This window comes from Vibrio sp. 10N.286.48.B8, assembly GCF_003050085.1.
GTDB lineage: Bacteria > Pseudomonadota > Gammaproteobacteria > Enterobacterales > Vibrionaceae > Vibrio > Vibrio crassostreae.
Genome location: NZ_PIGD01000013.1, coordinates 142,228 through 161,080, shown reverse-complemented (window position 1 = coordinate 161,080; position 18,853 = coordinate 142,228). Strand labels below are relative to the sequence as shown.

The 18,853-nt window shown below is 45.2% G+C and carries 19 protein-coding genes and 1 pseudogene; 18 read left to right on the top strand and 2 right to left on the bottom strand.

Annotated features, from left to right (window positions below; all coding sequences use genetic code 11):
• A pseudogene (locus CWO08_RS15980) lies at positions 1–833 on the top strand (hypothetical protein); the annotation flags it as partial.
• 52 nt (positions 834–885) lie between these two features.
• On the opposite strand, the gene CWO08_RS15975 reads toward CWO08_RS15980, so the two are convergent.
• Positions 886–1,332: a CBS domain-containing protein gene (locus CWO08_RS15975; RefSeq protein ID WP_108020769.1), complete on the bottom strand. Its 447-nt coding sequence runs from the start codon at positions 1,330–1,332 to the stop codon at positions 886–888.
• A gap of 334 nt (positions 1,333–1,666) precedes the next feature.
• On the opposite strand from CWO08_RS15975, the gene queA reads away from it, so the two are divergent.
• From queA to secF, 5 genes are all read left to right on the top strand, one after another.
• On the top strand, positions 1,667–2,719 hold the full coding sequence (queA, locus tag CWO08_RS15970) for a tRNA preQ1(34) S-adenosylmethionine ribosyltransferase-isomerase QueA (RefSeq protein ID WP_108020768.1): 1,053 nt from the start codon (positions 1,667–1,669) through the stop codon (positions 2,717–2,719).
• A 194-nt stretch (positions 2,720–2,913) separates the two neighbouring features.
• Complete coding sequence (gene tgt, locus CWO08_RS15965) at positions 2,914–4,050, top strand: tRNA guanosine(34) transglycosylase Tgt (protein WP_017056177.1); 1,137 nt, start codon at positions 2,914–2,916, stop codon at positions 4,048–4,050.
• A 111-nt stretch (positions 4,051–4,161) separates the two neighbouring features.
• Entirely contained in the window at positions 4,162–4,491 is a 330-nt protein-coding gene (gene yajC / locus CWO08_RS15960) for a preprotein translocase subunit YajC (RefSeq protein WP_010440492.1), read from the top strand.
• A 20-nt stretch (positions 4,492–4,511) separates the two neighbouring features.
• Positions 4,512–6,368: a protein translocase subunit SecD gene (gene secD, locus CWO08_RS15955; protein WP_081090147.1), complete on the top strand. Its 1,857-nt coding sequence runs from the start codon at positions 4,512–4,514 to the stop codon at positions 6,366–6,368.
• Between the two features lie 14 nt (positions 6,369–6,382).
• On the top strand, positions 6,383–7,330 hold the full coding sequence (secF, locus tag CWO08_RS15950) for a protein translocase subunit SecF (protein ID WP_108020767.1): 948 nt from the start codon (positions 6,383–6,385) through the stop codon (positions 7,328–7,330).
• A 291-nt stretch (positions 7,331–7,621) separates the two neighbouring features.
• Here the strand turns inward: secF and suhB are convergent, their stop codons facing one another.
• A complete protein-coding gene (gene suhB, locus CWO08_RS15945) occupies positions 7,622–8,425 on the bottom strand; it encodes an inositol-1-monophosphatase (protein ID WP_017062836.1) in 804 nt (267 codons plus the stop codon).
• 181 nt (positions 8,426–8,606) lie between these two features.
• On the opposite strand from suhB, the gene trmJ reads away from it, so the two are divergent.
• The 12 genes from trmJ to CWO08_RS15885 all read left to right on the top strand — a co-directional run bounded on the left by trmJ (position 8,607) and on the right by CWO08_RS15885 (position 18,691).
• Positions 8,607–9,335, top strand: coding sequence for a tRNA (cytosine(32)/uridine(32)-2'-O)-methyltransferase TrmJ (gene trmJ, locus CWO08_RS15940; RefSeq protein ID WP_048658839.1), 729 nt, complete (start codon positions 8,607–8,609; stop codon positions 9,333–9,335).
• Positions 9,336–9,451: 116 nt separating this feature from the next.
• Entirely contained in the window at positions 9,452–9,973 is a 522-nt protein-coding gene (iscR, locus tag CWO08_RS15935) for a Fe-S cluster assembly transcriptional regulator IscR (RefSeq protein ID WP_010440512.1), read from the top strand.
• 27 nt (positions 9,974–10,000) lie between these two features.
• Positions 10,001–11,215 (top strand): IscS subfamily cysteine desulfurase, encoded by a 1,215-nt coding sequence (locus CWO08_RS15930; RefSeq protein WP_108020766.1) that lies wholly within the window; start codon positions 10,001–10,003, stop codon positions 11,213–11,215.
• A gap of 33 nt (positions 11,216–11,248) precedes the next feature.
• Positions 11,249–11,626: a Fe-S cluster assembly scaffold IscU gene (gene iscU, locus CWO08_RS15925; RefSeq protein ID WP_004740340.1), complete on the top strand. Its 378-nt coding sequence runs from the start codon at positions 11,249–11,251 to the stop codon at positions 11,624–11,626.
• Between the two features lie 97 nt (positions 11,627–11,723).
• Entirely contained in the window at positions 11,724–12,047 is a 324-nt protein-coding gene (gene iscA / locus CWO08_RS15920; RefSeq protein ID WP_010440519.1) for an iron-sulfur cluster assembly protein IscA, read from the top strand.
• A gap of 84 nt (positions 12,048–12,131) precedes the next feature.
• The gene (gene hscB, locus CWO08_RS15915; protein ID WP_019822106.1) at positions 12,132–12,647 is read left to right on the top strand and encodes a co-chaperone HscB; all 516 of its coding nucleotides are present in this window, start codon (positions 12,132–12,134) and stop codon (positions 12,645–12,647) included.
• Positions 12,648–12,669: 22 nt separating this feature from the next.
• Positions 12,670–14,520, top strand: a complete 1,851-nt coding sequence (gene hscA, locus CWO08_RS15910) for a Fe-S protein assembly chaperone HscA (RefSeq protein ID WP_108020765.1) — start codon at positions 12,670–12,672, stop codon at positions 14,518–14,520.
• A gap of 20 nt (positions 14,521–14,540) precedes the next feature.
• Positions 14,541–14,879, top strand: coding sequence for an ISC system 2Fe-2S type ferredoxin (fdx, locus tag CWO08_RS15905; protein ID WP_017629863.1), 339 nt, complete (start codon positions 14,541–14,543; stop codon positions 14,877–14,879).
• A gap of 134 nt (positions 14,880–15,013) precedes the next feature.
• Complete coding sequence (gene iscX, locus CWO08_RS15900; RefSeq protein WP_004740335.1) at positions 15,014–15,214, top strand: Fe-S cluster assembly protein IscX; 201 nt, start codon at positions 15,014–15,016, stop codon at positions 15,212–15,214.
• Positions 15,215–15,420: 206 nt separating this feature from the next.
• Positions 15,421–16,716: an aminopeptidase PepB gene (gene pepB, locus CWO08_RS15895; protein ID WP_102480685.1), complete on the top strand. Its 1,296-nt coding sequence runs from the start codon at positions 15,421–15,423 to the stop codon at positions 16,714–16,716.
• Between the two features lie 106 nt (positions 16,717–16,822).
• Positions 16,823–17,257 (top strand): nucleoside-diphosphate kinase, encoded by a 435-nt coding sequence (ndk, locus tag CWO08_RS15890; RefSeq protein WP_008222758.1) that lies wholly within the window; start codon positions 16,823–16,825, stop codon positions 17,255–17,257.
• A gap of 291 nt (positions 17,258–17,548) precedes the next feature.
• Positions 17,549–18,691 carry a bifunctional tRNA (adenosine(37)-C2)-methyltransferase TrmG/ribosomal RNA large subunit methyltransferase RlmN gene (locus CWO08_RS15885; RefSeq protein ID WP_017062516.1) on the top strand — a complete coding sequence of 381 codons (1,143 nt, stop codon included), beginning with the start codon at positions 17,549–17,551 and terminating at the stop codon, positions 18,689–18,691.
• Positions 18,692–18,853: the final 162 nt, after the last annotated feature.

Below are 18,853 nucleotides of genomic sequence, written 5' to 3'. Positions count from 1 at the left end.
AGTTGGTTGAATACTTTAAAGCGTTACAGAGTTTTGATGACATTCGTAATCTGAGAACAAGCCAAGAGGCGACGGATACTCTGTCGGTGAAAAAGCATATTTTCGGTTATGTGGACAAGCTTCGCGGTAAAACGATGTGGTACCCGGCCTTAGATGGCAGCGGTGAGATGTTGACGGCGGATGAAGCGTTTAAAGCTAAGTTAGCGCAATTGACTCAACGTATAGGGCAAGACCAATGGCTAACGATAGAGTTCAGTACGGTGAAAGAGCTACCACGCTCGAACTTCTTCCAAGGGCCAGTGGTTGCAGACAACGATGACCTCACCTGTCTAGTGGATGCAGGTACCTACTTAGATAAGTTGGATGGTATCGGTATTAACTTGCAGGTAAGTATGGATATCTCTGGTGAAGAGGTGACCCCAGCTTACTTGACGTACGGTGGCAACAACTACATGCGCAGTCGTACACCGGGCTCGTTAACCGATGGCGAGACGGGCATCAAAGATGAGTTGGTGTCGTACTCTACGCGCTTCTGGGATGTGTCGAATGGTAACTTCTTTGCTAAAGACAGCTATCGTCAGCAAATGAAGGCCAACATCATGACAGACGAAGAGAGTCAGTCGGCGTTTTTGAACCCAACGTATGCCTTTAAAGAGAGAAGCGTTGCTGCTTCAGGTTGGAGATTGTCCGTGAAGCTGGGTGACCGATACGGTGAGATAGTAGACCTTGAAGGTTTGGATGATATCGAGCTGATCATTAAGCACCGATACTACTCACGCAATGCAGAGACATGCGGCGGGGGAGGCACTGGCCCGTTACTGCTTCTAAGATAACCTAACTTTGAGCCTCATAATTTTATGAGGCTCTTTCTATAGCTTCCGAGCGTTACTCTACTTCAGCTTCTTCTGGCTCGACTTCTTCTTGCAGTTCAAGCAAGTTAATCGCGATGGTGACGAAGTCACTGTCGGTGATAATGCCTACTAGTTCGTGGTTTTCTACGACAGGTAAACAGCCCACTTTATGTTTCTGCATATAGATAGCCGATTCTTTTAATCCTGCACGTGGCTCTGCTGACATAACACTTTTGTGCATGATGTCGTTGAGGGGAGTAGCAAGAGTAAAAGATTGAGCTTGTGGGATGTTTTGTAGGCTGGATTCTTGAGCGGCTAGAACGTCTCGTTGTGTGACAACACCGAGTAGCTTTCTATCGGCATCGACGACCGGAATATGGCGGATATCAAGCGCTTCCATCATGTGCTTAGCATCGGCCAGTGAGTGTGAGCGCAATAGGGTATGAGGGTTGCGAGTCATCATATCTTCAACCTTGATCATACGAACCTCCTTCTTTTTATTTTGTTGCTATTACTATAGTTTTTTATCCTAAAAATAACTGAGATCTGACGCATTTTTGGGTGAGTTTTATGCAACTAATTCTTTAGTTTAAGGAGGTGAGTTAGTAGCATTATTTTACGCCTCTTTACAATAATCCATTGCTGTAAACCTTGCTATTGCGGCTCGTGTGCCTATACTAGCCCACTGCGAAATTTTTAGTCGTGTTTGCGATGTGTTTCCGGTAATGATTGACTTACCGTAACCATTGTTCAGCAACTACGATTGATGATTCGTCAACGGCACAAATCTCATCAACTAAGACAAGACTAGACACATGCAAGTTTCAGATTTTCACTTTGACCTACCAGATGAACTCATTGCTCGCTACCCTCAAGAGGAGCGTACAGCAAGCCGCCTGCTTAAATTAGATGGCAATAGCGGTAACCTAGCTGATGGTTCGTTTAAAGACGTTTTAGACTTAGTTGAGCCAGGCGATCTTGTCGTTTTCAATAACACTCGAGTAATTCCTGCTCGTGTATTTGGTCGCAAGGCATCCGGCGGTAAGCTTGAAGTGTTGGTTGAACGTATGCTTGATGAGAAAAGCATTCTTGCGCATGTTCGTTGTTCTAAATCACCGAAGCCGGGCACCAAGTTGTTCCTTGGTGAGAACGATGAGTATGAAGCTGAAATGGTGGCGCGTCACGATGCGTTATTTGAAATCCATTTCACATCCGATCAAAGCGTTCTAGAGATTCTTAACAGCGTTGGTCACATGCCACTGCCTCCTTACATCGATCGTCCTGATGAAGATGCAGATAAAGAGCGCTACCAGACTGTCTATAATGAAAAACCGGGTGCGGTTGCAGCGCCAACAGCAGGCCTTCACTTTGATGACAAGCTAATGGCTGGCATGAAAGAAAAAGGTGTCGAGTTTGCTTACGTGACACTTCACGTTGGTGCTGGCACGTTCCAGCCGGTAAAAGTCGATAATATCAATGATCACCACATGCATGCTGAGTACGTTGAAGTACCGCAAGAAGTGGTTGACGCTGTAGCTGCAGCAAAAGCTCGTGGCGGCCGTATTATCGCTGTCGGCACAACATCTGTACGTTCACTCGAAAGTGCGGCTCAAGATGCACTGAAAAACGGCACTGAGTTAGTTCCTTTCTTTGGTGATACAGAAATCTTCATCTTCCCTGGTTATGAGTACCAGTTGGTGGATTGCTTGATTACCAATTTCCACTTGCCAGAATCAACGCTGATTATGTTGGTAAGTGCATTTGCTGGCTACGACCATGTGATGGGCGCATACGATCACGCGGTGAAGAGCGAATATCGTTTCTTCAGCTACGGTGATGCCATGTTCATCAATAAGAAAACGAGCTAATTTAAGCTGGTTATAAACGATATAAACAGAATTTACGGGTGCTAGCAGTAAGCTAGGAGTCGGGCAGGGTGTCTGTCTAATCTCTCGCAAGGAATACGCGACCGCTCCTCATAGAACCCACTAAACTGAACTTTTGTTTGGCTTAAGGTTCTGAATTAACAGTCAGATTGTTTCTCTGGCATATTGGAGGCTTCGTGAAATTAAAATACGAACTTAAAAAAACTAATAGCGGCGCACGTCGTGGTCAACTTCAGTTTGAACGCGGTACCGTTGAAACCCCAGCGTTCATGCCTGTAGGTACTTACGGTACTGTAAAAGGTATGACACCTGAAGAAGTGAAAGACACAGGCGCTGAAATTCTATTAGGTAACACATTCCATTTATGGCTACGTCCTGGTCAAGAAATCATGAAAATGCACGGCGACTTGCACGATTTCATGAACTGGCACGGTCCTATCCTGACTGATTCAGGCGGCTTCCAAGTGTTCAGCCTAGGTGCAATGCGTAAGATCACTGAAGAGGGTGTTCACTTCCGTAACCCTGTAAACGGTGACAAGATCTTCATGGACGCTGAGAAGTCTATGGAAATCCAAAAAGACCTAGGTTCAGACATCGTAATGATCTTCGATGAGTGTACGCCGTACCCAGCGACACACAAAGAAGCAAAAGACTCAATGGAGATGTCTCTTCGTTGGGCTGAGCGTTCACGCAACCACTTCGACAAGCTTGAAAATCCGAACTCACTATTCGGCATCGTTCAAGGTGGTGTGTATGAAGACCTTCGTGATGTGTCTGTTAAAGGTCTAACTGAAATTGGTTTTGACGGTTATGCAGTTGGCGGCCTAGCAGTAGGCGAGCCAAAAGAAGATATGCACCGCATTCTTGAGCACACATGTCCTCAACTGCCTGAAGATAAGCCACGTTACCTAATGGGTGTAGGCAAACCAGAAGACCTAGTTGAAGGTGTTCGTCGTGGTATCGACATGTTTGACTGTGTAATGCCAACGCGAAATGCACGTAACGGCCACCTGTTTGTGACTGAAGGTGTGATCAAGATCCGTAATGCGAAGCATAAAACCGATACAACACCACTAGATTCAGAGTGTGACTGTTACACTTGTAAGAACTACAGCAAGTCGTACTTACACCATTTGGATCGTTGTAACGAAATCCTAGGTGCTCGACTGAACACGATTCATAACCTGCGTTTCTATCAACGAGTAATGTCAGACATTCGTCAGTCTATCGATGAAGATCGCTTTGAAGAGTTCGTTGCAGAGTTCTACGCAAGAATGGGGCGTGAAGTGCCACCACTAGGTAAAGAATCTTAGTATTTCTTTTTTGCGAGCCCTATCTCTCTTCCGAGTGATGGGGCTTGAAAATAAAGGGATGCGACCCAATTAGACAAACAATTACGAAAATATAAATAGAGGATGTTTTAAATGTTTATTTCTCAAGCTCACGCAGCAGCAGAAGGTGCACCAGCAGGCGGCGGTTTCGAAATGCTTATCATGCTAGGTATGTTCGCTGTGATCTTCTACTTCATGATCTACCGTCCACAAGCTAAGCGTGTTAAAGAACACAAGAACCTTATGTCTTCTATGGGCAAAGGCGATGAAGTTCTTACAAGCGGCGGCCTAATCGGCAAGATCACTAAGATTGCTGAAGACAGCGACTACGTTGCTATCGAACTGAATGCAAACAACGAAGTAGTTATCAAGAAAGACTTCGTTACAGCAGTGCTACCAAAAGGTACTCTGAAATCTCTATAAACAGCTAGAGGATCCTCGCTGTGCTAAACCGTTACCCGTTATGGAAGTATTTGATGGTAGTGTTTGCCATCGCTATCGCTGCGTTGTACGCTCTTCCAAATATATACGGTGAAGATCCGGCAGTTCAAGTTACAGGGGCGCGCGGCGCCTCTGTAGATATGTCTACGCTGGATGCTGTCACCAATGCTCTTGAAGCAGAAAACCTTTCTACTAAATCCGTTGCTCTCGAAAACGGTTCCATTCTTGTTCGCTTTAACGACACAGATACGCAAATTAGTGCCCGTGATATCATCACAGAAGCACTAGGCGATGACGTTATCGTGGCTTTAAACCTAGCGGCTTCAACTCCTGATTGGCTTGAATCTATTGGCGCAGCGCCAATGAAACTTGGTCTTGACCTACGTGGTGGTGTTCACTTCTTAATGGAAGTGGATATGGACGCTGCGATGCAAAAGTTGGTTGGCCAACAGGAAGAAGCATTCCGCAGTGAACTTCGTGAAGAGAAAATCCGTTACCGTGCGATTCGCCCATCTGGTAAAGATGCGGTTGAAGTGATCCTACGTAACGAAGAACAGCTTGCTGAAGCGAAATCGCTACTGCAATCTAAGCACCAAGATATGACGTTCGTAGATTCTGAATCTAACGGTCGCTTCTCTTTGGTTGCAAGCTTTACAGAGGCTCGTCTTCAAGAAATCCGTAACTACGCGGTTGAGCAAAACATTACTATTCTACGTAACCGTGTAAACGAACTTGGTGTTGCTGAACCTTTGGTTCAACGTCAAGGTTCTAGCCGTATCGTAGTGGAATTGCCTGGTGTTCAAGACACGGCTCGCGCTAAAGAAATTCTTGGTGCGACTGCGACACTTGAGTTCCGTGAAGTGGATAGCAGTGCTGACTTAGCCGCTGCCGCTTCTGGTCGTGCTCCTGCGGGGAGCGAAATCAAGCAAGATCGTGATGGTCGCCCTGTGGTACTTAAGAAACGCGTTATTCTAGGCGGTTCGAGTATTACGGATGCAAGCTCAAGTGTTGATGAATATGGTCGTCCTCAAGTTAACATCTCGCTAGACAGCGAAGGTGGTAGCAAGATGTCTGCATTCTCTCGTCAGAATATCGGTAAGCTAATGGCAACGGTATTTGCAGAGTACAAAGACAGCGGTCGTAAAACACCGGAAGGTCGAGTTATCTTAAGTAAGCACGAAGAAGTAATTAACCAAGCGACGATTCAATCTGCACTTGGTCGTAACTTCCGTATTACTGGTATCGACTCAACGGCTGAAGCTCATAACTTGGCACTTCTACTACGTGCTGGTGCATTGATTGCGCCTATCTCGATTGTAGAAGAACGTACGATTGGTCCATCTATGGGGCAACAAAACATCGATATGGGTATCATGGCGATGGTTTGGGGTATGGCTGCAGTAATGTTGTTTACTCTGCTTTACTACCGTACTTTCGGTTTGATTGCGAACGTTGCGCTAATGGCTAACTTGGTGTTGATTATCGGTGTTATGTCGATGATTCCGGGGGCTACCATGACCCTGCCAGGTATTGCCGGTATCGTATTAACGGTCGGTATGGCAGTTGATGCCAACGTACTGATCTTTGAGCGTATACGTGAAGAACTTCGAGATGGACGCAGTCCACAACAAGCGATTCACCAAGGTTATGCGAACGCATTCAGCACAATCGCCGATGCCAACATCACCACGCTACTAACAGCAATTATTCTATTTGCTGTGGGTACTGGTGCTATCAAAGGCTTCGCGGTAACGCTGTCTATCGGTATCTTGACTTCAATGTTTACAGCTATTGTGGGAACACGTTGTATCGTGAACCTGATGTATGGCGGCAAACGCGTTAAAAAACTGTCGATCTAAGGCTAGGAATTAATATGTTTCAGATTCTAAAAGCAGACAAAATGATCGACTTTATGCGTTGGTCAAAGGTTGCCTTTGTTTTTTCTATCTTGATGATTGGTACTGCTATCTTCACCCTAACAACGAAATCGTTGAACTGGGGTCTAGATTTTACTGGCGGTACTCTGATTGAAGTTGGTTTTGAACAACCGGCACACCTTCCTGATATCCGTAGTGCACTAGAAGCCGAAGGCTTTGGTGATGCAACGGTACAGAACTTCGGTTCAGCTCGTGATGTGATGGTTCGTTTACGTCCACGTGATGGCGTAGCGGGCGAAACGCTTGGTAACCAAATCCTTTCTGCTATTGAGAATGGTACTGGTGAGCAAGTTGAAATGCGTCGTATCGAGTTCGTTGGTCCTAACGTAGGTGATGAGCTAACAGAAGCGGGTGGCCTTGCTATCCTAGTTTCTCTTATCTGTATCTTGATCTACGTATCAGTGCGATTTGAATGGCGTTTGGCTGCGGGTGCGGTATTAGCACTGGCGCACGATGTTATCATCACACTTGGTGTGTTCTCTCTAATGCAAATTGAGGTCGACCTTACCATCGTAGCAGCCTTGCTAACGGTAGTCGGTTACTCCCTCAACGATACCATCGTTGTATTCGACCGTATTCGTGAGAACTTCCGTAAGATGCGTAAAGGTGAAGCGCCTGAAGTACTGAACAGCTCAATCACACAAACATTGAGTCGTACATTGATCACTTCTGGTACCACGTTATTCGTAGTTATCGCACTGTTCGTTCAGGGCGGCGCTATGATTCACGGCTTCGCAACTGCCCTTCTATTGGGTATTACGGTTGGTACTTACTCTTCTATCTACGTTGCATCTGCACTAGCAATGAAGTTGGGTATTACACGTGAACACCTAATGCCACCACAAGTGGAAAAAGAAGGTGAAGAGTTTGAGGAAATGCCTTAGGCCTTGGCTTAACAAGTTTCGCTAAACCAAAAAAACCGCTAGGCAACTAGCGGTTTTTTTATGGCTGCATTTTGCAGGAAAACTCAATACAAATTTTATGGTCGAAGTGAGTTGTACTTAATACCATAAGCGCTATTCTGCTCGCATCTCGCATCTCGCATCTCGCATCTCGCATCTCGCATCTCGCATCTCGCATCCCTGAACCACAGATACAAAAAAGCCTCGCTATCTAGCGAGGCTTTGGAATTTTTATGCGCCCTTAAAACAGGGAGCTTTAACGTAAGGTCTGAATTATTTCAGCATACCTTCGTTAGCGTTCTCACGAACGTGCTTAAGAATAGACTTAACACCACGTGCGCTTGAAGCAACAACATTACCAGAAGTCATGTAATCAGTACCGCCAGCGAAGTCGGTCATGATAGCACCAGCTTCACGAGCGATTAGGTCACCAGCTGCTAGATCCCATGGCTTAAGGCCTAGTTCTAGGTAACCATCAACACGGCCAGCTGCTAGGTAACATAGGTCAAGAGCAGGAGAACCTGTACGACGGAAATCAGCACAGTCAATGAATAGACCAGAGATGATCTTCATGAAAGATTCTGAGTGTTGTTTTTGCTTGAATGGGAAACCAGTCGCTAGAACAGTACCTTGAAGGTCTTTTAGTTGAGTAACACGCATACGAGCGTTGTTAAGTTGAGCGCCAGCGCCACGTTGAGCTGTGAATAGCTCGTTTAGCATTGGGTCATAAACACAAGCAACTTCTGTACGACCGTTCATGCGAACAGCGATAGATACAGAGAAGTGAGGGAAACCTTTTACAAAGTTGTTGGTGCCATCTAGTGGGTCAACGATCCATTGTACGTCAGAGTCTTTACCTTCAGTCAGGCCTTTCTCTTCAGAAATAATGCTGTGCTCTGGGTAAGATGCTTTGATTGTCTCAATGATCATGTACTCAGCTTCTTGAGCAATGTTAGTAACGTAATCGTTGTTACCTTTTAGAGACGATTCGATCTTATCAGTTGTTTCTAGAGATTTAGCAATATGGTTGCCAGCTTTACGCGCAGCGCGTATCGCAATGTTTAGCATTGGATGCATATGGTTTTTCCCACAAGATGTTAAAGAACAATTTAAAGCGGCGGCGAGTATACCAAAGTTTTACCAAAAGGGAAGTGGTTATTTTTTGAACTCTTGGTTTCACATTGCGCGAAGGGTCTGACCATTTTACTTTGCTATGTGTTAATATCTCGCGATTATTTTTAAAGTGGTGTCATATAGCATGTTAGACAATGTAAAAGTCGTTCTGGTTGGTACGTCTCATTCGGGAAATATCGGATCAGCAGCTCGCGCAATGAAAGTGATGGGTTTGAGTCAATTAGTTCTTGTAGACCCTCAATGTGAAGTTGACGAGCAGACCTTAGCACTGGCTGCGGGTGCTGGTGACATCGCAGAAAACGCGACTATCGTTTCCACACTGGACGAAGCAGTAAAAGACTGTGGTTTAGTGGTTGGTTCGAGTGCACGTTCACGCACACTTGAATGGCCAATGCTTGAGCCTCGTGAGTGTGGACAAAAATTTGCAATTGAAGGTCAGAAGCACCCAGTAGCATTAGTATTCGGCCGTGAGCGTACGGGCTTGACTAACGATGAGCTTCAGAAGTGCCACTTCCATGTATGTATCCCAGCTAACCCTGAATACAGCTCGCTAAACCTAGCAATGGCGGTACAGACTCTGAGCTACGAAGTGCGTGTCGCCCACCTTGATATGGTCGCTAGCCAATATCAACCACAGCCACAAGATGAGTACCCTCGTCACGAAGAACTAGAAATGTTCTACGAGCACCTTGAAAAAGTGATCATTGATACCCAATTTATCTCTAAGGATAAGCCGGGGCAGGTGATGAATAAGCTGCGTCGTCTGTTTAGCCGAGCTCGTCCAGAGCTGCAAGAGATCAATACTCTACGTGGCATTTTGACTTCAATTGAGAAGAGCAAAAACGATAAATAAAGCCCATGTGAAAACTAAGGGTGAATACCTGACTAAAATAGTCAACTAAATACTTGACCAATTTAGTCGGGTATGGGAAGATTCCAACCACATAAACAATGTGGATACGGTGTGATATGAAACTTACATCTAAAGGAAGATATGCGGTAACAGCTATGCTCGATGTAGCACTGCATTCGCAAAAAAGCCCAGTTCCTCTGGCTGACATTTCAGAGCGACAAGGCATCTCGTTATCTTACTTAGAGCAACTTTTTTCTAAGTTACGTAAAGCTGGCTTAGTTGCTAGTGTTCGCGGCCCTGGTGGTGGTTACCGTTTAGGAGCTGAAGCGAGCGACATCGCTGTCGGAACTGTGATTGCAGCAGTAGACGAATCAGTGGATGCGACTAAGTGTCACGGTCGAGCAGATTGCCAGGGTGGTAGTCGTTGTTTAACTCACACTCTATGGCGTGATTTAAGCTCCCGAATCAGCAGCTTCTTAAACGACATTACGCTCGGTGAGCTAATGAAAGATAACGAAGTTTTAGAAATTTCTGATCGTCAAGATATCGATCTTGCGGTTAATAATGGTTTTGCACATAAAAATACGAGCACTACAACGATTAGTGCAGCACCTCACGGTGTTAATGCCCGCTCTTAGCGGTCAGTTTTTACATTGGAGTAGAAAATGAAACTGCCTATTTACTTTGACTATTCAGCTACATGCCCAGTCGATCCACGAGTTGCTGAGAAAATGGTTCAGTGCATGACGATGGACGGTAACTTCGGTAACCCTGCATCTCGTTCACACCGTTACGGCTGGCAGGCAGAAGAAGCAGTAGATAATGCTCGTGAGCAAATTGCTGACCTATTAAATGCAGACCCACGTGAGATTGTTTTCACTTCAGGTGCTACAGAGTCAGACAACCTTGCTATTAAAGGTGCAGCGCACTTTTACGAGAAGAAAGGTAAGCACGTAATTACGTGCAAAACAGAACATAAAGCGGTTCTTGATCCATGTCGCCAACTAGAGCGTGAAGGTTTTGAGGTAACTTACCTTGAGCCAGAAGCAAACGGCATCATCGATCTAGACAAGCTACAAGCTGCAATGCGTGAAGACACTGTTCTAGTTTCTATCATGCACGTTAACAACGAGATTGGTGTAATCCAAGATATCTCTGCAATCGGCGAATTATGTCGTTCTCGTAAGATCATCTTCCACGTTGATGCGGCTCAGTCTGCGGGTAAAATCCCACTAGACCTACAAGAGATGAAAGTTGACCTAATCTCACTTTCAGCTCACAAAATGTATGGCCCTAAAGGTATCGGTGCACTTTACGTTCGTCGTAAGCCACGTATTCGTCTTGAAGCGCAAATGCACGGCGGCGGTCATGAGCGTGGTTTCCGTTCAGGTACGCTTGCTACTCACCAAATCGTGGGTATGGGCGAAGCTTGTGCTGTTGCTAAGCAAGACATGCAGAAAGATTACGATCACGCACTAGCACTTCGTGAGCGCCTATTGAAAGGTGTTCAAGATCTAGAAGCGGTAACGGTAAACGGTGACTTAGACCAACGTGTACCACACAACCTAAACGTGAGCTTCGCTTTCGTTGAAGGTGAGTCTCTGCTTATGTCTCTAAAAGACCTAGCAGTATCATCAGGTTCTGCATGTACATCAGCAAGCCTAGAGCCTTCATACGTTCTACGTGCTCTTGGCCTGAACGATGAACTGGCACACAGCTCAGTACGTTTCTCATTCGGCCGTTTCACAACGGAAGAAGAAATCGACTACGCGATTGCACAAATTCGTGTAGCGGTAAACAAATTACGCGACATGTCTCCTCTATGGGATATGTATAAAGAAGGGATTGATTTGAACACTGTTGAGTGGGCTCATCACTAATCTCACGGAAATAGAGGATTCGAGGTAACTATCATGGCATATAGCGAAAAAGTAATTGATCACTACGAAAACCCACGTAACGTAGGTTCGTTTGATAAAGAAGACCCAAGTGTTGGTAGCGGTATGGTTGGCGCACCAGCTTGTGGTGACGTAATGAAACTGCAAATCAAGGTAACGCCAGAAGGCATTATCGAAGATGCAAAATTCAAAACTTACGGTTGCGGCAGCGCAATCGCTTCTAGCTCATTAGTAACTGAGTGGGTTAAAGGCAAAAGTATTGATGAAGCGGCAGCTATCAAAAACTCTGAAATCGCAGAAGAGCTAGAGTTGCCACCAGTGAAAGTTCACTGTTCAATTCTTGCTGAAGATGCAATCAAAGCAGCTGTTGCGGATTACAAAAAGAAGCGTTAATCGTCTCATTAAGTAATCACAAAAAATAAGCAATATTTGGGAGCATCCTTTGTGCTCCCCCTGAGTTCTCAATTTATATAAAACACAAGGTTGTAGTATGGCCATCACCATGACAGATACGGCAGCAAGCCGAGTTCAAGCTTTCCTAGATAACCGAGGTAAAGGTATCGGGTTACGCTTAGCGGTAAAAACGACTGGCTGTTCGGGTATGGCGTATGTACTAGAATTCGTTGACGAGCTTAACGAAGAAGACGAAGTGTTCGAGCATTCAGGTGTTAAGGTCATTATTGATCCAAAGAGCCTAGTTTACCTAGACGGAACTGAGCTTGATTACGTAAAAGAAGGCCTAAACGAAGGTTTTGAATTCAACAACCCTAACGCGAAAGGCGAATGTGGTTGTGGTGAGAGCTTCAACGTATAAACGCTTCAATCGTTAAGCGTTTATAGTGAGCGAAGAATAAAATTAGGCTCTGATTGAAGAGCCTAAACTTAGGACCACCGTTACATGAATCATTTCGAATTATTTGGGCTACCACTTCAGTTTCAACTGGATGGTAGCCTTCTTTCTTCTCAGTTTAGAGATCTGCAACGCCAATTCCACCCTGATAAATTTGCCACTGCTTCTGAGCGTGATCGCCTGCTAGCCGTGCAAAAAGCTGCGCAAATCAATGATGCGTATCAGGTATTGAAGAATCCAATCAGCCGAGCTGAATACCTGTTAGTGCAACATGGTGAGGATATTCGTGGTGAACAGCAGACCCTGCAAGATCCTATGTTCCTAATGGAGCAAATGGAATTGCGTGAAGAGCTTGAAGATATCGCCGACAGTTCTGAACCTGAAGATGCTTTGTTTGCATTTGAAGGAAAGGTTAGCAAAATGTATAAACAACAATTAAGCGCTATCCAACAAGAACTCGACAGTGAGGCTTGGTTAGAAGCTGCAGACCGAGTAAGAAAGCTTAAGTTTATTGCAAAATTAAAGAATGAAATCGAGTTAGTTGAAGATCGTCTGATCGGCTAGTTCGTATAACAAGGACACATCCATGGCACTACTTCAGATTGCAGAACCAGGGCAAAGCGCCGCTCCTCATCAGCACAAGCTTGCTGTGGGTATTGATTTAGGTACAACAAACTCATTGGTTGCGGCAGTGCGCAGTGGTGAGGCGAGCACACTGACTGATCAACAGGGTCGCAGTATTCTTCCTTCCGTTGTTCACTATACGTCAGAGTCATACACGACTGGTGATGAAGCTCGTGCAAATGCACAGACTGATCCTAAAAATACCATTATCTCAGTTAAGCGACTAATCGGTCGCTCACTGTCAGATATTCAACAGCGATACCCATCTCTGCCATATCAATTTGAAGAAAGTGATAATGGTTTGCCTGTGATTCGCACAGAGCAAGGTAACAAAAACCCAATTCAAGTATCTGCAGACATTCTGCGAGCGCTAGGTCAACGTGCTGAGTCAACACTTGGTGGCGAGTTATCTGGTGCTGTTATTACCGTTCCTGCTTACTTCGACGATGCACAGCGTGCGGGTACGAAAGACGCGGCGCAACTTGCTGGTCTTCACGTGTTACGTCTTCTTAATGAGCCGACTGCCGCTGCTATTGCTTACGGTTTGGATTCAGGTAAAGAAGGGGTAATTGCTGTTTATGACTTAGGTGGTGGTACGTTTGATATCTCTATCCTACGCCTATCTAAAGGTGTCTTCGAAGTTCTAGCTACGGGCGGTGACTCTGCATTAGGCGGCGACGACTTTGACCATTTAGTTGCGGATCATTTCCAAGAGCAAATGGGCTTATCGGAGCTAACTGCAGAGCAGAACCGTATTCTTCTAGACGCCGCAACAGAAGCTAAGATTGGCTTATCTGAAGCTGAAAGCGTTGAGGTTGAAGTACTAGGTTGGTCTGGTTCATTAACTCGTGAAGAGTTTGAAGAGATCATCAAACCGCTCGTTAAGAAAACACTGCTTTCATGCCGTCGTGCACTAAAAGATGCGGAAGTTGATGCAGATGAAGTTCTAGAAGTCGTGATGGTCGGCGGTTCAACTCGCACATTACTTGTACGTGAAATGGTCGGTGACTTCTTTGGTCGTACGCCACTAACCAGCATTAACCCTGATGAAGTGGTTGCAATTGGCGCATCAATTCAAGCGGATATCTTAGTCGGTAATAAGCCTGACTCTGAGATGCTGCTACTGGACGTTATCCCTCTGTCTCTTGGCATCGAAACCATGGGCGGTTTGGTCGAAAAGATCATCCCTCGAAACACCACGATCCCAGTGGCTCGCGCACAAGAATTTACCACGTTCAAAGACGGTCAAACTGCTATGACAGTGCACACCGTACAAGGTGAACGCGAAATGGTTGATGACTGTCGTTCACTGGCTCGATTTGCTTTGAAAGGCATCCCGCCGATGACTGCAGGTGCTGCTCATATTCGTGTGACTTACCAAGTGGATGCTGATGGCCTGCTATCGGTTACCGCAATGGAGAAGAGCACAGGCGTTCAAGCTGAAATCCAAGTTAAGCCTTCTTACGGTCTAAGCGATAACGAAGTGGCTAGCATGCTAAAAGATTCGATGACTTTTGCAAAAGAAGACATGCAAGCGCGTGCTCTTACTGAGCAACGCGTAGAAGCGGATCGCGTTATTGAAGGCCTAATTGCTGCAATGCAAGCCGATGGCGATGAGTTACTTGATGAGCAAGGCAAACAACAACTTGTTCAAGCGATTGAAGCACTGATTGAAGTGCGCAATGGCGATAATGCCGATGCGATTGAACTAGAAATTAAGAATACCGACAAAGCGAGCCAAGACTTTGCTTCTCGTCGTATGGATAAATCAATTCGTGCTGCACTGTCAGGTCAGTCAGTCGATAATATTTAATAGTTAGAGAATAGATAAACATGCCAAAGATTATTGTTTTACCTCACGAAGATCTATGTCCAGAAGGCGCTGTTTTAGAAGCAAAAACTGGTGAGACGGTTCTTGATGTTGCATTGAAGGCCGGTATTGGTATTGAACACGCATGTGAAAAATCGTGTGCATGTACGACATGTCACGTTGTGATTCGTGAAGGTTTTGATTCTTTAGAAGAGAGTGATGACCTAGAAGACGACATGCTAGATAAAGCATGGGGCTTAGAGATGGAATCTCGCCTGGGTTGCCAAGCAAAAGTGGCGAATGAAGATCTTGTAGTAGAGATTCCAAAGTACACATTGAACCTGGCTTCTGAAGACCACTAAGAACCTGTTCTCAGTCATGGCTAATACAGTGATGACTGAGAGAGCTATTGCTTAGACAAACATACTAAGAAAACTGGCCTAGAATATAGATCATAAAGGTGACAGAGCGTCGCTGATAAATATAAGGAAGTGTTATGAGCTTGAAGTGGATTGATTCGCGAGATATCGCAATTGAGCTATGTGATTTGTACCCTGATACTGATCCTAAAACGGTACGTTTTACCGATCTGCATCAATGGGTGCTAGACCTTGAAGAGTTCGACGACGAGCCTAACCACTCGAATGAGAAAATCTTAGAGGCTATTATTTTGTGCTGGATGGATGAGATGGATTAATCCTCTTATCTGATGATTTGGTCGCGGGTTGGTATCAGTCCAATATAAAACGCAGCCAAGTTAACAATTCTTACTAAAAAAAGCGGACCTTATGGTCCGTTTTTTTATCAAAATGACATTTTCCTCCTACATAATGCTAACATCAGTGCGCTAATAAAAAATAATCAGAATCACACACTCAAAGTGGTTCATGACAAGGAGAAATCATGTCTACACAGATGTCAGTATTTTTAAGTCAAGAAGCTGCCCAGCCTCAGTGGGGAGCAAGAGCTATTTTATCGTTCTCAGAAGCGGGAGCGACAATTCACATTGGTGAAGGCCACGATCTAGGCGCGGTTCAGCGTGCTGGTCGTACGCTTGACGGACAAGGTATCGCATTCGTTTCACTTCGTGGTGAAGGTTGGGATCTAGAAAGCGTTTGGGCTTTCTACCAAGGCTACCGTGGACCAAAGAAAAAGAATGCATTGGAATGGGATGCACTTTCAGAAGCTGTTCAAGCTGAGCTAGAAGCTCGCATCCGTGCTACTGATTGGACGCGTGACATTATCAACAAAACTGCTGAAGAAGTGGCTCCTCGTCAATTAGCGACGATGGCAGCTGAATACATCAAATCAGTGGCGCCAGCAGGCACAGTAAAAGCAAAAATCGTTAAAGACAAAGATCTCCTAACTGAAGGTTGGGAAGGCATTTATGCGGTAGGTCGTGGCTCTGAGCGCACCTCTGCAATGCTGCAACTGGACTTCAACCCAACCGGTGACGAAAACGCACCAGTGTTTGCTTGTCTAGTGGGTAAAGGTATTACCTTTGACTCAGGCGGTTACAGCATCAAGCCAGGGCAATTCATGACAGCGATGAAGGCTGACATGGGCGGCGCAGCTACCATCACTGGTGGCTTGGGTCTTGCGATTGAACGTGGTCTGAACAAGCGTATCAAGCTTATCCTATGTTGTGCTGAGAACATGATCTCTGGCCGTGCATTGAAGCTTGGCGACATCATTACTTACAAAAATGGTAAGACAGTTGAGATCATGAACACCGATGCGGAAGGCCGCTTGGTGCTTGCTGATGGCCTGATGTACGCAAGTGCACAAAACCCTGAGCTTATCATCGACTGTGCAACGCTAACTGGTGCAGCTAAAAATGCACTGGGTAACGACTACCACGCACTATTAAGCTTCGACGATGAGCTTTCTCATCAAGCGCTAACGGCGGCAAACCAAGAGAAAGAAGGCCTATGGCCATTGCCTCTTGCTGATTTCCACCGTGGCATGTTGCCTTCAAACTTTGCTGATCTTTCAAACATCAGCACGGGCGATTACACGCCGGGTGCAAGTACAGCAGCTGCGTTCCTTTCTTACTTTGTAGACGACTACAAAAAAGGTTGGATTCACATGGATTGCGCGGGTACTTACCGTAAATCAGCAAGTGATAAGTGGGCGGCAGGCGCAACGGGTATGGGTGTTCGTACACTGGCTCGTCTTCTTGTTGACCAAGCAAAATAATAATAAGAGTGAGCGGTATTTTGTGCCGCTCATTCATAAAGCTAAGATTGAAAGATCTCAGTAATTTCAGTATTTAATAACAAAAAAATGAAGTGAAGGAATCCCTATGGCTCTAGAAAGAACGTTCTCAATTGTTAAGCCGGATGCAGTTAAGCGTAACCTTGTTGGTGAAATTTACCACCGAATCGAAAAAGCAGGTCTTGAAATTATCGCTGCTAAGATGGTTCGTCTGACTGAAGAGCAAGCGAGCGGCTTCTACGCGGAACACGAAGGCAAAGAATTTTTTGGTCCACTAAAAGAGTTCATGACTTCTGGTCCTATCATGGTTCAAGTACTTGAAGGCGAAAACGCAATCGCTCGTTACCGTGAACTCATGGGTAAAACTAACCCAGAAGAAGCAGCATGCGGCACTATCCGCGCTGACTACGCAATCAGCATGCGTTACAACTCCGTACACGGCAGCGATAGCCCTGAGTCTGCAGCTCGTGAAATCGAGTTCTTCTTCCCAGAATCTGAAATTTGCCCACGTCCAGCTCAATAATCGACACAGCAAATGATTCAAAAGGCTTCACTTCGGTGAGGCCTTTTTTGTAAGTGGACTTTGCGTTCTCGATAATCAATTTAGTCGTCATTCCTGAAAGCGACGAAGGAGCGTAATCGGGAATCTTTTGTTTAAATTGGGTCATCTCAGGCCGATAAACACAATTGTTCAAATTTTAATCGCTTAAGTTTGAATGTCTTAATAAACTCAGGGTTTTACAGTGCTTGTTGAAGTTGCGTAAAGCCTGTACAATTCGCGCCCTTAATTATTGTTCCGTCATTGAGAGGCATCATGACCACAGCTAAAGTCAATCTACTCGATTTTGATCGTAAAGGTCTTCGTAAATTTTTCACAGAAGAACTGAATGAGAAAGCGTTTCGAGCAGAGCAAGTGATGAAGTGGATTTATCACTTCGGTGTCGATGACTTCGAACAAATGAACAACATCAACAAAAAGTTACGTGAGAAACTGCAACGTCGCTGTGAGATTGTTGCACCTGTTGTTTCTGAAGCTCAACATTCTTCAGATGGCACAATCAAATGGGCGATGAGCGTTGGCGACCAAGACGTTGAAACGGTATACATCCCAGATGGTGACCGTGCGACGCTGTGTGTATCTTCACAGGTTGGTTGTGCACTTGAATGTAAGTTCTGTTCTACAGCTCAACAAGGCTTTAACCGTAACCTAAAAGTTTCAGAGATTGTTGGCCAAATCTGGCGTGCATCTCGCGAAATCGGCCTAGAAAAAGAAACCGGTCGTCGTCCAATTACTAACGTTGTAATGATGGGTATGGGCGAGCCTCTATTGAACATGAAGAACCTAATGCCATCATTAGAAATCATGCTTGATGATCTAGGTTTCGCACTGTCTAAGCGTCGTGTAACCGTATCAACTTCTGGTGTTGTATCTGGCCTTGACCAAATGACAGACAACATCGATGTAGCATTGGCTATCTCTCTGCATGCGCCAAACGATGCACTACGCAGCCAAATCATGCCGATCAACGATCGTTGGGATATCCAAGACTTCCTAGCATCTGTTCGTCGTTACATTGCCTCTTCAAATGCTAACCGCGGTAAAGTAACGGTTGAGTACGTGTTATTGGATCATGTGAATGATGATATGGACCACGCACGTGAACTTGCAGAGCTAATGAAAGAGACGCCTTGTAAGATCAACCTGATTCCATTCAACCCTTACCCGGGTTCGCCTTATAAGAAGCCAAGTAACTCTCGAATTGATCGCTTCCAAAAAACGCTGATGGAATACAACTACACAGTAACGGTTCGTAAAACGCGTGGTGATGATATTGATGCCGCGTGTGGTCAGTTAGTCGGTGATGTTATTGACAGAACCAAGCGTACTAAAATGCTTAAAGCAGCTTCTGAAGCGAACTTGATTGCAGGTGGTGTGATTGAAGTAAAAGCGGTATAAAACGCGATTAGAACCTAAACAAGCCAGAAGTCTTACTTCTGGCTTGTTGCTTTTCTGGGGGGACAGTTTTTGATTTTTTGGACTTCTTGCCCACGCTTTCTTACATTTTTCGTCAAATTTTGGACAAAACCATGAGCTGACGGTAAATTTTGTTTAAAGTGT